This is a genomic window from Halalkalibacterium halodurans (genome assembly GCF_004376175.1).
Lineage (GTDB): Bacteria > Bacillota > Bacilli > Bacillales > Bacillaceae_D > Halalkalibacterium > Halalkalibacterium halodurans.
Genome location: NZ_SNUY01000062.1, coordinates 1645 through 16249 on the forward strand (window position 1 = coordinate 1645; position 14605 = coordinate 16249).

The 14605-nt window shown below is 44.2% G+C and carries 14 protein-coding genes and 1 riboswitch; of the genes, 13 read left to right on the forward strand and 1 reads right to left on the reverse strand.

Translation table 11 applies throughout. From position 1 onward, the window contains the following. Nucleotides 1-284 precede the first annotated feature (284 nt). Nucleotides 285-1163: a hypothetical protein gene (locus tag E2L07_RS16485; RefSeq protein ID WP_134230097.1), complete on the reverse strand. Its 879-nt coding sequence runs from the start codon at nucleotides 1161-1163 to the stop codon at nucleotides 285-287. Between the two features lie 108 nt (nucleotides 1164-1271). On the opposite strand from E2L07_RS16485, the gene E2L07_RS16490 reads away from it, so the two are divergent. From E2L07_RS16490 to E2L07_RS16555, 13 genes are all read left to right on the forward strand, one after another. Further along, the gene (locus E2L07_RS16490) at nucleotides 1272-2783 is read left to right on the forward strand and encodes a spore germination protein (RefSeq protein WP_412733935.1); all 1512 of its coding nucleotides are present in this window, start codon (nucleotides 1272-1274) and stop codon (nucleotides 2781-2783) included. Between the two features lie 162 nt (nucleotides 2784-2945). Then, complete coding sequence (locus E2L07_RS16495; RefSeq protein WP_134230099.1) at nucleotides 2946-3461, forward strand: hypothetical protein; 516 nt, start codon at nucleotides 2946-2948, stop codon at nucleotides 3459-3461. A gap of 23 nt (nucleotides 3462-3484) precedes the next feature. Further along, nucleotides 3485-3679, forward strand: a complete 195-nt coding sequence (locus tag E2L07_RS16500; RefSeq protein WP_041820443.1) for a YqgQ family protein — start codon at nucleotides 3485-3487, stop codon at nucleotides 3677-3679. Nucleotides 3680-3690: 11 nt separating this feature from the next. Next, nucleotides 3691-4683, forward strand: coding sequence for an ROK family glucokinase (locus E2L07_RS16505; RefSeq protein ID WP_134230100.1), 993 nt, complete (start codon nucleotides 3691-3693; stop codon nucleotides 4681-4683). After that, complete coding sequence (gene aspA, locus E2L07_RS16510; protein ID WP_053431485.1) at nucleotides 4680-6095, forward strand: aspartate ammonia-lyase; 1416 nt, start codon at nucleotides 4680-4682, stop codon at nucleotides 6093-6095. The genes E2L07_RS16505 and aspA overlap by 4 nt, the downstream gene beginning before the upstream one ends. 499 nt (nucleotides 6096-6594) lie before the next feature. After that, on the forward strand, nucleotides 6595-7647 hold the full coding sequence (locus tag E2L07_RS16520) for an NAD(P)/FAD-dependent oxidoreductase (protein WP_134230102.1): 1053 nt from the start codon (nucleotides 6595-6597) through the stop codon (nucleotides 7645-7647). A 330-nt stretch (nucleotides 7648-7977) separates the two neighbouring features. Then, a complete protein-coding gene (locus E2L07_RS16525; protein WP_134230103.1) occupies nucleotides 7978-9087 on the forward strand; it encodes a YqgU-like beta propeller domain-containing protein in 1110 nt (369 codons plus the stop codon). A 55-nt stretch (nucleotides 9088-9142) separates the two neighbouring features. Beyond that, nucleotides 9143-9251: riboswitch (TPP riboswitch) on the forward strand. 87 nt (nucleotides 9252-9338) lie between these two features. Next, nucleotides 9339-9974: a thiamine phosphate synthase gene (gene thiE / locus E2L07_RS16530; protein ID WP_053431482.1), complete on the forward strand. Its 636-nt coding sequence runs from the start codon at nucleotides 9339-9341 to the stop codon at nucleotides 9972-9974. Then, the gene (thiS, locus tag E2L07_RS16535) at nucleotides 9971-10168 is read left to right on the forward strand and encodes a sulfur carrier protein ThiS (protein WP_053431481.1); all 198 of its coding nucleotides are present in this window, start codon (nucleotides 9971-9973) and stop codon (nucleotides 10166-10168) included. The genes thiE and thiS overlap by 4 nt, the downstream gene beginning before the upstream one ends. 5 nt (nucleotides 10169-10173) lie before the next feature. Continuing rightward, nucleotides 10174-10953: a thiazole synthase gene (locus tag E2L07_RS16540; protein WP_134230112.1), complete on the forward strand. Its 780-nt coding sequence runs from the start codon at nucleotides 10174-10176 to the stop codon at nucleotides 10951-10953. A gap of 14 nt (nucleotides 10954-10967) precedes the next feature. Further along, nucleotides 10968-12077, forward strand: coding sequence for a glycine oxidase ThiO (gene thiO / locus E2L07_RS16545; RefSeq protein WP_041820445.1), 1110 nt, complete (start codon nucleotides 10968-10970; stop codon nucleotides 12075-12077). Between the two features lie 17 nt (nucleotides 12078-12094). Continuing rightward, on the forward strand, nucleotides 12095-12907 hold the full coding sequence (gene thiD / locus E2L07_RS16550; RefSeq protein WP_134230104.1) for a bifunctional hydroxymethylpyrimidine kinase/phosphomethylpyrimidine kinase: 813 nt from the start codon (nucleotides 12095-12097) through the stop codon (nucleotides 12905-12907). A gap of 256 nt (nucleotides 12908-13163) precedes the next feature. Then, nucleotides 13164-14507: an ISLre2 family transposase gene (locus E2L07_RS16555; protein WP_134228557.1), complete on the forward strand. Its 1344-nt coding sequence runs from the start codon at nucleotides 13164-13166 to the stop codon at nucleotides 14505-14507. Nucleotides 14508-14605: the final 98 nt, after the last annotated feature.

Genomic DNA, 14605 nt, shown 5'->3' on the forward strand with positions numbered 1-14605 from the left:
TTTAGGTGCGATTTTGAGTGGGGCGAAGGTACATTTTTTTGTCTGAAATTATTTTACTTTCATTACCATTAATGGAAGTGTAGTCAACTGATTTTCTATTTATGATTTGATTAAAAAGGTGCTTTTTGAACAAGCTCTATAAGTCAAAAAGAACAACGCAGGTGCCAAAAGGAAGGCGACTTCCCTAGAGCGCCCTACGATCAATCATCATCGGTTTGCAAACTCACCATCATTTCTTTGCGTTGTTTCGGTCTGGTCGCTGCGTGTTAAAGCGGAGGCTTTCCTTAAGAAAAAGAAAACGTCTGTAATAATTGAACAGGCTTCCCCTCATCCGTTTCATAGATAATCATGGCGTGATCCCCGTTTTCACTTAAAAAAATGAGCGGAATCGTGCTGCCGATCGGGTTCGTTGAATGCTGAGCATTTCCTGAACTTAACACATAATGTTTATAAAGTCTTTCCCACAGACCGCTGAGAATGATCGCGGTCTGTTTTACGTCTAAATTTGGCAGTGGCACGGATTGATAGTCTGCTAATTTTGTGAGCGGGATGACATAATAAGACTCAGAATTGATGGCAAAATGTTCAATTAGACGTTCTTGAATGTAGGTCATTTGCTGCTTTAGGATCGTGTCGAGAATGCGCTTTCCCTCTTTTTCCTCCGCTGTTTTTGCTACTTTGAAAGAAAGCAATGGACTTAAAGGGGAATCGATGATATACAGCTCATCACGACTGATCGTCTGTGCACTCATAATGTCATCGTTTGGGTAATGGATCTCTGAATGATGAAAGGTAACCGCTACGTAATGCCCGCTATCCTCACCAGCCACCTTTTTGTTCATCGTCAGGCTCGCCTCATTTTCTGTAGAGGCATACAACGTATCAATCAAGTATCCGTCTTCAAAAAGGAGGGAGACATCCTGCCTTAAAAACGCAGGTTGATCCAAAGTGGAAGCGGTAGCCCAATCTAGGGTGTATTCATCTTCATCTTTTTTCGTCATGAGTTCAATGGATGTTGTGGCTTCGGTATATGCTGCATCTGGATCAATGGGAAAGAACGTGAGTGCATCATGGAGAGATGGCTGCTTAGAAAAAAAAGAAAAATAGAGCCCTGCGGCAAAGGCACTAACGATAACAAATAAGAGCAATGGTTTTTTTAACATAGGATCGGTCCTCCATCTCTGTTCAAAGATAGCGCGTCCACTTTTTTCTACTATTCACTCTATGCGGCTTGTTCGAAAATATGTTGCAGTGAATTTTTATTGAAATGAATGGGAACATGGGAACGAGCAAACAATTCAACTAATGGAGGTGATCCTGTGGAGGAGTCAGAAAAGAAACGTCCGGTTCATCTTGACTTTGAGGATAATATCACATATTTAAAAAAAGCGCTTGGTGTGGAAGAAAATTTTGATATTGTCCACTTAGAGCTTTTCCATGCAGGAAAACAGATGGCGCTGTTTGTCGTGGATGGATTTGCAAAAGATTTTGCCATTACGCAAATTCAACGGGAGCTTGTGACGTTAGAGTTGGGGGATTTGGGCCATGACCCAGTTGAAACATTAATGAAAAGCGTCATCCCGTATGTGGAATTGTCGACAGCCAGTGACTTAGATCAAGTCGTAGATGAAGTGTTGTCAGGTCCTGCCGCCCTTGTCATTGAAGGGGCAGAAAAAGTAATTTTAATCGATACGAGAGAGTATCCGGTCCGAGGACCAGAGGAACCTGATACAGAAAAAGTCATCCGCGGCTCTCGTGACGGATTTGTCGAAACGATCGTGATGAATGTGGCGTTGATTCGCCGCAGGGTGCGAGACCGTACATTGCGTGTAGAATATGTTAGTACTGGAAGGCGATCAAAGTCAGATCTTGCCATTACGTATATCGCCGACATCGCTGATGATAAAATCGTGAGTAAGCTAAAGCAAGGTGTGGAAAAAATGATAACGGATGGCATTCCAATGGGAGATAAAACGATTGAAGAGTATGTCTTTGGTCACCATTTGAATCCGTATCCTCTCGTACGTTATTCAGAGCGTCCAGATGTCGCTGCTTCTCACTTGTTTGAAGGTCATGTTCTTCTGCTTGTTGATGGATCCCCGAGTGTGATGATTGCCCCTACGACCTTTTGGCATCATTTGCAGCATGCGGAAGAATACAGGCAAAAACCAGTGGTTGGGGCTGCGCTTCGGCTCGTTCGATTTCTAGCAGTCTGGACTTCGATTTTTTTGCTTCCATTGTGGTATTTGTACGCATCAAATGAAGGGCTTATTCCTCCAGGATTAGAGTTTATTGGGGAGGAACAAAAGGGGGCAGTTCCCCTCATCTACCAGTTTTTGTTTGCAGAAGCGGGAATAGAGATGCTGCGAATGGCGGCGATTCATACACCAAATGCTTTGTCCACCGCCCTTGGGCTAGTTGCGGCTCTATTAATTGGAGAAGTCGCGATTGAAGTAGGGATGTTTTCCCCAGAGGTAATCTTGTATTTAGCAGTAGCAGCCGTCGGGACCTTCGCTACTCCAAGCTATGAGCTGGGTCTAGCCAATCGCCTCATTCGCGTCGCCTTGCTAATCGTCACAAGTTTATTTGGTCTTGCGGGCTACTTGATTGGGACGACCGTCTGGCTCCTAATGCTTGCCCACATTCGATCGATCGATACCCCTTACCTTTGGCCGTTTATCCCATTTAATGGCCGGGCGCTTAGAGATGTGTTGCTTCGTGCGCCAATGCCTTTAAAACATCGCCGACCTGTTGCGATCCACCCAAAAGATCCTGATCGTTAATTGGGTGCACTTTTCACCTTCTTGTTTCATACAATGAAAGAACTTTTCCTTGTACGATCCCGTTTGAATAGATTTGCTTACAAGCTAAGTTTTTTAATCTAAATTAGTGTACAACCACATAAGGATGAAGTATCGAGACTGTAACTGGAAGGGGCATGGTATATGTGGCCAGTTGTTGCGCTCACGCTTTTTGTTGTAACATTTGGGTTCGTCCTTGGTGGATTGGTCGTAGGAGGGAAGGTTCAAGCTAGACCTGTTTCCTTTCTACTGTTTAGCGGCCTGTTTTTGTTTAGCAGCTTTTTCGGGATGCTCGTCAGTTTGTTTACGACAGGGTGGTTTCCATTTCGATTACTAGACGTGGTGATCGTAGCCCTTTGTTTTGTGTTCATCGTTTCTTGTTTTATGCGCTTCCATCCGACGTTTGGATTCTTTCAATTTGATGGAAGGGCCAATATGATCCTTTTTGCGGTGATCTCCTTTTTCCTTGGCTTGCAGCTCGGGATGCTAGGATGGCGAACATTTTTTATTCTATTTTTGGCACTCGTTTTCACCGCTGGACTATTTGCTGGTGGAGTATTCCAAGTGCGAGCGGTAATGAAATTATATTCCAGACAACCATCTTTTCATTTCCTTCCCCTCATTTGGCTTCTTTTCGCAACCGTATTGAAGCTGTTATAATAGCAGATGAGGTGACGACCGTCATGAAAACGGTTTATGAAGTGCAACAGCTGCTAAAGCAGTTTGGCACGATCATTTACACTGGTGACCGTTCAGTGGACCTTGAGCTAATGGAGGAGGAGCTAAGGGAGCTTCATCAAATGGAAATGATTGATTCAATTACTTACCAAAAAGGAAGACTGCTCCTTCGAACTGAACGTGCCAAAATCAAGGAATAGTAGGTGGGGAAATGAGTGACAGATGGTATGTTGGTGTGGACGTCGGTGGAACAACGATAAAGATGGCGTTTCTCACAACCGCAGGAGAGATTGTTGATAAGTGGGAAATTCCGACAAGCAAACAGGACGGCGGTGCGCTGATTACAACAAATATTGCCGATGCTCTTGATAAACGACTTAGCGGGCATCATAAATCGAAGAGCGATCTAATTGGAATCGGACTCGGGGCCCCTGGTTTTATCGAGATGGATACCGGCTTTATTTATCATGCGGTAAATATTGGTTGGCGGGATTTTCCGTTGAAGGATAAATTAGAGGAGGAGACAAAACTCCCTGTCATTGTCGACAATGATGCCAACATCGCAGCGTTAGGAGAAATGTGGAAAGGTGCTGGTGATGGGGCGAAAAATATGCTGCTCATTACACTTGGAACAGGTGTTGGTGGTGGAATTGTTGCGAATGGAAACATTTTGCATGGGGTCAATGGGATGGCTGGTGAGATCGGTCATATTACGGTCATTCCGGAAGGGGGGGCTCCTTGTAATTGTGGGAAAACAGGATGTCTTGAAACAGTAGCAAGTGCAACTGGAATTGCCCGAATTGCAACTGAAGGAGTGACCGAACATAAGGAGAGTCAGCTCGCCCTAGATTATGACAAGCATGGGGTCCTTACGGCGAAAGATGTTTTTTCTGCAGCGGATGCGAGCGATGCTTTTGCATTATCGGTCGTTGATCATATTGCCTATTATTTAGGCTTTGCCATTGCCAACTTAGCGAATGCTTTGAACCCGGAAAAAATCGTCATCGGTGGTGGGGTCTCTAAAGCGGGAGATACGCTGCTAAAGCCGATTAAGCAGCATTTTGAAGCCTATGCCCTACCTCGTGTGGCAGATGGAGCGGAGTTTCGCATTGCGACCCTCGGGAATGATGCCGGGGTCATTGGCGGCGGATGGTTAGTCAAGCAACAAGAGAACAGCATGGAAAAGGGGAACGAAACGGAATGACAGACTATCGTGTAGAGCGAGATTTAATTGGTGAAAAGAAAGTACCGAAAGAGGCATATTATGGAATTCAAACGATGAGAGCGAGGGAAAACTTCCCCATTACAGGGTATCCCCCTCATGAGGAATTGATTCGCGCCTTTGGCTTTGTCAAAAAGGCTGCTGCGATGGCGAATCGGGATGTAGGGGTGTTGCCAGCTAACATTGCCGATGCGATCATTACCGCAGCAGACGAAGTGATCGAAGGAACGTTCAACGATCAATTTATCGTTGATGCGATCCAAGGTGGTGCAGGTACTTCTTTTAATATGAATGCAAATGAAGTGATTGCCAATCGTGCGATTGAAATCCTTGGAGGAGAGAAGGGGGAATACCTCCGTGTGAGCCCAAATACTCACGTGAACATGGCGCAATCGACAAACGATGCTTTCCCGACAGCTATTCATATTGCCTGTCTTTATTTAGCCAAAGGATTAATTCAATCACTAGAAGACCTGATTGCAGCCATTAAGGAAAAGGAACAACAGTTTGACGATGTGTTAAAAATGGGGCGAACCCATTTACAGGATGCAGTTCCGATACGGATGGGACAAGAATTTGGCGCTTACCGCCGCGTGCTGACTCGTGATTTGGGACGAATCCGCAGCTCAATTGATCATATGCATGAAATTAATATGGGGGCGACAGCAGTAGGGACAGGACTTAACGCAAAGCCTGAATATATGGAAAAAGTGGTTGCCTATTTAAGTGACATTACTGAATTTCCGTTCCGCCATGCAGCAGATTTAGTGGACGCGACGCAAAATACGGATGCTTACACAGAATTATCGAGTGCGCTGAAAATTTTGGCGATCAATTTATCAAAAATGGCGAATGACATCCGCTTGATGAGCTCTGGGCCACGCACGGGGTTAAATGAAATCAACCTTCCACCGCGTCAACCAGGGTCGTCGATCATGCCAGGAAAGGTAAATCCAGTAATGGCTGAAGTGATCAACCAAATTTCGTTCCAAGTCATCGGCAATGACCATACGATTAGCTTAGCGTCAGAAGCTGGGCAGCTTGAACTAAACGTTATGGAGCCGGTTCTCGTCTTTAACTTACTTCAATCGTTATCGATCCTGCAAAACGGGATGAAGGTGTTCCGTCAGCACGCGATTGAAGGAATGACGGCCAACGTAGAGCGCTGCAAAGAAATGGTGGAGAGCAGTGTTGGGATCATTACTGCGATCAACCCCCATGTAGGATATGAAACAGCCTCTCGAATCGCAAAGGAAGCGATCCAAACAGGGCGTCCAGTACGAGAAATTTGTCTAGAACGAGGGATTTTAACAGAAGAGGAACTAAACGAAATTTTGGATCCGAAAGAAATGACGAAGCCTGGTATTGCTGGGGCAAGGTTCATTTACGGATAAGAATTTAAAGGGAAACGATATGAACATACAATCGGGGGCTGTCCCAAAAGCACCTTAAAAAATAAAATCGGGAGAACCGTTTGATGTGGTTCTCCCGATTTTTGTGTTGATTTGTGTTCTTTGGTTCCTTCGAGCGACAGGCGGCGACTCCTGCGGGAAAAGCAACAGCGAAAGATCGCCGAGAGTGGGGTTCTCGAGGAAGCTGGAGCTTGCCCGAGGAAAGCGTCCGCCAAGTCGTCATTTTGAACGAATAAGTAAAGGAGTTGCCTCAAAAGATAGACTTTTGAGACAGCTCCTCATTTTTTTATGGTGTTGTTATAAGATTCAGCACAGGCCGATGTCCACTTTTAAGATGTCCTCCTCGTCACCATTCGGTATTTTTGCGCAAATCTTATCTTTTGCGGCAGAAACGTTTTGAGTTGCTAGCCGTAAAAAAATCAGTTACAATTAATTGATAATGATAATCAATATCATCGTTTGTTAAAAGGGGCGAAAGAGGATGAACTGGGAAGAACTTTATGATGTTACAATTATCGGCGGCGGACCAGCAGGATTGTTCTCTGCGTTTTATAGCGGACTTAGAGAAATGAAAACGAAGGTTATCGAGTATCAACCGATGCTAGGTGGCAAAGTTCATGTTTATCCAGAAAAAATGATTTGGGATGTGGGTGGATTAACACCGATCCTAGGAGAAAAGTTAATTGAACAGCTTGTTACGCAAGCGTTAACGTTCAATCCAACCGTCGTTTTGAATGAGAAAGTCACATCTATTGCTCAAGAGGAGTCAGGATGGTTTGTGATAAGGACAGCTTCTGGACGAGCGCATTTAACAAAAACCGTGATAATTGCTGTGGGTGGTGGAATCTTAAAGCCGCAAAAAATCGAGCTAGAAGGGGCCGAACGATTTGAAGTGACGAATTTACACTATACGGTTAAGTCGTTGATGCGATTTAAAGATAAAACAGTCATCATTTCTGGAGGGGGTAATTCGGCCATCGACTGGGCGAACGAACTAGAGCCAATCGCAAAAAAAGTTTATTTAACTTATCGAAAAGAGGCGTTGAATGGTCATGAAGCACAGATTTCACAACTTCTAAGCAGTTCCGCTACTTGCCTTTTCCATACGACAATTACCAAGCTGATCGCCAGAGACAACAAAGAAGTAATTGAACAGGTTGAGCTTACTGATCATCAAACGGGTGAAGTGACTAATTTAGCAGTTGATGAAGTGATTATTGACCATGGATATGAACGGGATAAGTCGTTGCTTGATCAAAGCGAAGTAACTCTTGATCGGATCGATGATTATTATATTGCCGGAACCCCAACAAGTGCTACATCTGTAGGGGGCATCTACGCAGCAGGGGATGTTCTAAAACATGAAGGAAAGCTACACTTAATCGCCGGAGCCTTTCAAGATGCAGCGAATGCAGTCAACCAAGCAAAGCAATGGATTGAGCCAGAAGCCCATCAGTCAGCAATGGTTTCATCACACAATCATGTATTTAAAGAACGGAATCGAGAATTAATAAGACAAATGTTAAAAAATTAGTATCTCTAAGATCTGTGAACGTACGAGCGATCACAGGTCTTTTTGCACTTTTAAGAAAGGTCAGCAGGGTAATAGAAAAACGATTGTTTCCCCGTTAAGGATTGGTAGCAAGCCAGTTTTGTAAGGAAGAAGGGGTTGAAAGCAAGTCGAATTTCTGAAAATGAATAATGGTTGGTTTGATCATCGAGTAACGGATATACTAAAAGCACGTTTCACTAACAGTTAAAAAATTGTAAAGAAAATGTTCAGAATCTGAAACTTTTTTGTCTGAAAAATCGTTATACTATTATCGAGACTATTATAAACCATACTAGTAGAAAGGAGATTAACGTGAAATACCGCGCGGTTCTCCTATCCGTATGTTTGCTTTTCATCGCTGGTTGCTTTCCTCAAGCAGACGAGCCCGAACGAGACACATTACCAGAACAAGAAGAAGATCCGTTACCAACTGGGCAGGAACAGCCTTCCATAACGCCAATTCCCGGTACTGAAGCACAGTACATTGATATAGCTGAGTGGTATGATTCTGACAGTATTCTGTACATAACAGATGAAGGAGAGAATTCCCTTGTTTATATTTATAACCTGTTGACAGGAGAAAAAGAATCTTTGTTTTCATCTGACGACGCTGTGATTAAAGTTACCGCCAATAGCACGCACAGCCAATTTGCGATTCAAACGGTGACGCAAGCTGGTGATGCCCCTGTTTCGATCATTGATAGCCAAGGGGAACTGCTCATGAAGCTTGAAGACTTTGGCGAAGATTTTTCAATTTTTTGGAGTCCATATGAAGAAGATAAACTTATAGCGGTTGCCTATCTGCCAGACTGGGAGCAGGACCTTTATCTCATCGATACTAGCGACAAACAAGTAGAGATGCTTGACTTGGACCAATCATTCGTTCAATGGTTAGATGAGCGTACGATTGTTTATCTTGATTGGAATGGAGATAGCGAAGGATACTATGCTCCGCTTTACACCTTTGACCTTGAAACAGAAGAGGTTGTTTTGTTGCATGAGGAAGCGATTGCGACCCTTGGTTTTGGCGATCATGTAACGCTTATCATTGAGCGTCCAGAGCAAGGGGCAGAAGTGACAACCTATCAATTTTGGAACGGTTCCGAACAGCTTGCGGAGTGGAGTGTGCCAATTCTACGTACATATTCCGAGCAGTGGTGGATCCCGTTTTATGATTTTGATTTAAACAAACGGCTGTTTTATGCTTATAAACCTAATCGAACGGGAGATTATTTTGAATATGATGGAGGGTTTTCCTTTATCGCCTTTGATGTTGATCACGGTGAGGAAACCGTTCTATTTGAGTCAGATGAACACGTTCCGTTTCGTTTGTCGCCAACGGGGCAGAGGGCATTGTTTGGCCCGCGTTTAGAAACAGTGATGGATCTTCTGACTGGAGAGAGTAATTCCCTCATTGAGTAACCATCTTTGCAACGAGATCAGAATATGTCATAATAAAAAGAGAATGAATAATTGCACAGGAGACTAGGGGTGTCTGCTTAAGTGGACTGAGAAAAAGGTGTGTTCCTTTTACCCTCATACCTGATCTGGATCATGCCAGCGTAGGGAAGTCGACTGCACGTGACGATCATCATGGGTAGCCGGCATCCTTATGGATGGCTGGCTTTTTTTATTGTATATACAAAACAGAGAAAAGAGAGAGGAGAAGCAAAATGAGAGATTTTCGGCTATACGCGATAACGGGGGAAGAATTTCACCCCGGTCGCTCGTTACAAGCTGTAATGGAAGAAGCGATCCTTGGTGGGGTAGATATCATTCAGTTGCGCGATAAGAAAAGTCACAAACGGGAAGTGCTTGAAAAAGCGAGAGTCCTTCAAGCATTAGCCAAAAAATATGACATTCCGTTGATCATTAATGACCATATCGATGTAGCACTTGCCGTAGATGCAGACGGTATCCATCTCGGACAGGACGATTTGCCTCTTTCAGAAGCGCGCAAAATTATGGGCCGTGATAAAATAATCGGAATTTCTACTCATAAAATCGAAGAAGCACGGGAAGCCGAAAAGGGAGGCGCTGATTATATAGGGGTAGGTCCCATCTTTGAAACGAAGAGTAAAGAGGATGTAGTGGACCCTGTTACGACCGCTTATATTCAGCAAGTTGCTCATGAGATCTCGATTCCTTTTGTGGCGATTGGTGGGATCAAATTGCATAATGTGGAACAAGTGTTGGACGCTGGAGCTACACGCATTTGCATGATTAGTGAAATTGTCGGGGCAGAGGACGTAAAAGGGACATGTGAAGTATTTAGCACTATTCTAGAGCAGCGAGGGATTGGGTCATGAATGTAATTGTGAATGGTGAAGTTGCAACAATTAAAGCGAATACGTTAGCGGAACTCGTTAGCCATTATGAATTGGACGACCAGCTCGTAGTGACAGAGGTCGATGGGGAAATTATTGATCGGGAGCATTGGACTCATTTTGAACTAACGGAAGGACAACGGATTGAACTCGTTCACTTCGTTGGAGGAGGATGATTATGATGAAGGATCTACCACTTTCAATTGGCGGAAAGACGTTAACCTCCCGCTTCTTTTTAGGAACGGGCCGCTACCCGAATCCTTTCGTTCAAAATGAAGTGATTCGAGTGTCGGAAGCAGAGGTGCTGACATTTGCCATTCGTCGTGTAAACTTGCAGGCACCGGGAGAAGACGCAATTTTACAGCATCTAGAGGGAAAAACGTTTACGTACTTGCCGAATACTTCTGGAGCAAAAAATGCTGAAGAAGCGATTCGCATTGCTCGTCTGGCTAGGGCATCGGGTCTAAGTGATTGGATCAAGGTAGAAATTAGCGTAAACGAGCGAACCCTTTTACCAGACCCTGTAGAAACGTTACGGGCGACCGAAACGTTAGCGAATGAAGGCTTTACAGTTTTACCATATACATCAGATGATCCTGTGCTTTGCAAACGGCTTGAAGAAGCAGGAGCTGCAGCGGTTATGCCAGGAGGTGCTCCGATTGGAACTGGACTCGGCATTTTAAATCCGTACAACCTTGGTTTAATTGTGGAGGAAGCCAACGTTCCAATCATTGTTGATGCGGGTCTCGGTTCCGCACAAGATGTCGTTCAAGCGATGGAGCTTGGCGCCGATGGCGTGCTCATGAACACACCTGTCGCCAAGGCAAAAGATCCTGTGAAAATGGCGCTGGCGATGAAGCATGCGATCGAAGCAGGGCGACTTTCTTATTTAGCGGGGCGGATTCCTAAAAAACGGTACGCCACAGCGAGCAGCGGACTTGAGGCATTCATTTCAAAATGAAGGTGTGGTTCTAGGTGAAGGAGCATGTGATTGTATTAGGCGGTGGCGTAATCGGTCTAGCGGTTGCCTTTGAACTGAAAGTGCGAGGGCATCAAGTCACCGTGCTTGAGCAAGGCTTATGCGGGGGACAAGCGTCTGGAGCTGCAGCGGGTATGCTCGCCCCATTTTCTGAAATTGGTGAAGACCCTAATGACTTTTTTCATTTGGCTCACGAAAGCTTAAAGATGTATCCCGATTGGCAGCAAGCGGTGAAGGAGATATCTGGCAAGTCTTTTGAATATGTTCAATCAGGTAGCCTTCATTGTGTTTATCATGAAGCTGATTTTCTTGAACTTGAATCAAGACAGCATTGGCAAGGAACGTTCGGGGTTGAGTCTGAGATCTTAAGTCAGCAACAAATTCGTGCGCTTGAACCGAATATTTCAGATGAGATTATCGGCGCCATCTATTATCCTGAAGAAAGTCATTTGTTTGCTCCTGATTACGTCAAAGCGTTAGAAATCGGCTGCCGTAAGCTAGGAGTGACCATTGAAGACGAGGTAGGACATATTTCGATAGAGGCGTGGATGGAACACCAAGTTCTCCGAGGGCCTTCAGGAAAGCAATGGGCAGGAGATCGTCTGATTGTTTGTGCAGGGGCGTGGGCTTCTGAGCACGAGGAAACTTTTTCTCTGCGTGTTCCTGTATATCCCATTCGTGGGCAAATTTGCGCCTATGAAGTTCCCGCTGGCGATGTTCGTCATATTGTGTACACAAGTCAAGGCTATATCGTACCTAAAGGAAATGGAACGGTCGTTAACGGCGCCTCAGAAGACATCGCTGGCTATGATACAACGGTAACAGAACAAGGGATTAAACGACTGACGAATTGGAATGGTCATATCTTTCCGTTTTTAAACGAGCTTACCCCTTTTCATACGTGGGCTGGGCTGCGACCTGCCACACAGGACGGGTATCCTATGATCGGTGAGACGAAAAAAGCACCACATGTTGTTTTTGCAACAGGTCATTATCGTAACGGGATCTTATTAAGCCCGATTACAGCTAAAGTCGTGGCGGATGTTGTGGAGGGAAAAAAGACAGAAGTCCCACTTACAATGTTTGACCCGATGCGTTTTTCTTAAGAAGGAGGAACAGGAAGATGGACAATCTAGCAAAAGCATTGACGATTGCTGGCTCTGACAGTGGTGGCGGAGCGGGGATTCAAGCAGATATCAAAACGTTTCAAGAGTTAGATACGTTTGGAATGAGCGTCATTACAGCTCTTACAGCTCAAAATACATTAGGCGTCCATGGTGTCTATCCGCAAACATTAGATGCCATTGAAGCACAGCTTGATGCGGTTCTTTCAGATATTGGGGCCGATGCTGTGAAAACAGGAATGCTGTTTTCAGCAGACATTATTACGCTTGTCGCGCAGAAGCTAACAGCCTATCGCGTCAATCATATCGTCGTTGATCCAGTGATGATTGCCAAAGGCGGAGCAGCACTCTTACTCGATGAGGCGGTAGAAGCCCTCGTGAAGAAGCTTTTGCCGATTGCGACTGTGATCACCCCAAACTTGCCAGAAGCCGCGAAAATTCTCGGCATAGAATCGATTGATTCCCGAACGGAGATGGAACAAGCGGTCAAAGAGCTACACGCTCTTGGCCCACGCTATGTTGTCTTAAAAGGTGGACATTTGTCAGGAGATGAAGCAACCGATCTATTGTATGATGGAGAAACGATCCATGTCTTCTCTTCTTCTCGATTTGATACGAAGCACACTCATGGGACAGGCTGTACGTTTGCTGCTGCCATTGCCGCAGAGTTGGCCAAAGGGGCATCCGTCTTTGATGCGGTAAAAACAGCAAAAGCTTTTATTTCGACTGCCATTAAGCATGCGGTGGCGATTGGTGGAGGGATTGGTCCAACTAACCATCATGCTTATAAAAAAGAGAGTCTCTCATCATGAACGCTCGTAGCCCACGTCCCGTTTGAAGAGGCGTGGGCTCATTTTATGTCGTTAAGTGTATTTGGTATGAGTAAAATTATTGTGGGCAAAATTTAACCCCCTCATTTGTTGAGGGAACGTTAGAACGCTCAACAAATGAGGGGGCCACCAAGCGAAAGCGCGGTAGTTAATAAGCAAATAACATGAAAAAGAGGGTTACTCCTTGGTAGAATCTTAGTCAACCAAAACTAAATCACAAACAAAGGAGTAACCCCTCATGCAAAAGAATAACACAGTATATCCAAATTTAAAACAGATTGAGCAATTAGTTTGGAGGCAATTACAGGAAACCTTCTCAAAGGTCATGAAAACACTATTAGAGGACATGGACAAGCAGATTGCAGAAGAACGAGATAAAAAACGCTATCGACTCATTGATAAAAGAAAATATCATATAACTAGTCTCTTCGGAGAGATTGAATTAAATCGTAATTATTACCGTGACCGGGAGACAGGGGAATATGTTTTTCTCCTTGATCGTTATTTAGAGTTTGAGGATGCAGGTTCTTTTAGCCCATTGATTGAGGAGGTAGCTATTGAATTAGCTGTTCAGGGACCTTCCTATCGAAAAGCAGCCAGTACGTTAGAAACCCTTTTAGGCTATCGGGTTATTAGTCATGAGGCAATCCGTCAACACTTATTACAAGTTTCGAGTATTCCAAAAAAGCGTGAGCATGTACATCAACCTGTATTATTTGTAGAGGTCGATGGTTTGTTTGTAAAACGTCAAGGTAAACGAAAAAAGGGAAAAGAAGAGAAAATAGCCGCAGTTCATCAAGGCTGGGAAGTCAATGGGAAACGAGTAAGACTGAAGAATAAACGCCATTTCGTACATGAAGGGAACCAGCCATTTTGGGAGGCGTTTGAGGACTTTCTCATCGAAAACTTTGAGTATGATCCAACCATTCATAAGTTGGTAATAAATGGAGATGGTGCAAATTGGATTACAACTTGTCGTGACTATTTCAAAGATCGTGCATTCTTTTCGCTTGATCGTTTCCATGTGGCACGGGAGATTCGAAGTTTGTTCCGTCATCACCCACGTTATCGTCCAATTCGTAAGGCGCTTGCATCATATGATTATGAGAAATTGCTTACAGAGCTTAACAGTGCAGTCGGAACGCTAGAGGATGATGAGCAAGAGGAACGTCTAGAAGCATTTATTCGCCAATTAGAGAAATATCCAGAAGCCTTGGGAGATTATCGTAACTGGCTTAAAGAACAGGGTATAGATACAACAGGAATGCGTCCGATGGGTAGTGCAGAAGGAACCATGAGTGTATTTGCCAAAAGACTTAAAAATGGCCGTAGTTGGGTGGATAAAGGTGTAAGTGCCATGTTCACTGGTTTGGTAGCTTACTTGGATAAATTGACCTTAAAAACACTATTTGGCAGGATCGAAAAATGGACTGAAACACAGGTGGAAAAGAACCCACCAAGATACTATAAAGAAAAAGTTACGAGCACAATTGGTGAAGCCACTAGAGACAATGTTCTATATCTAAAAGGAAAAGCTAACATACCAGTTTACAAAGCATTAAAAGAGTTGTCTGGCTTTTAAAAAAGGCAAAATTCTTACCAAGAGAGTATCCTAAGAGTTTGAATCCGCTTTCAAATTTAAGGTGTTAAAAAAACTGCCTATAAATACTTGACTCAAAC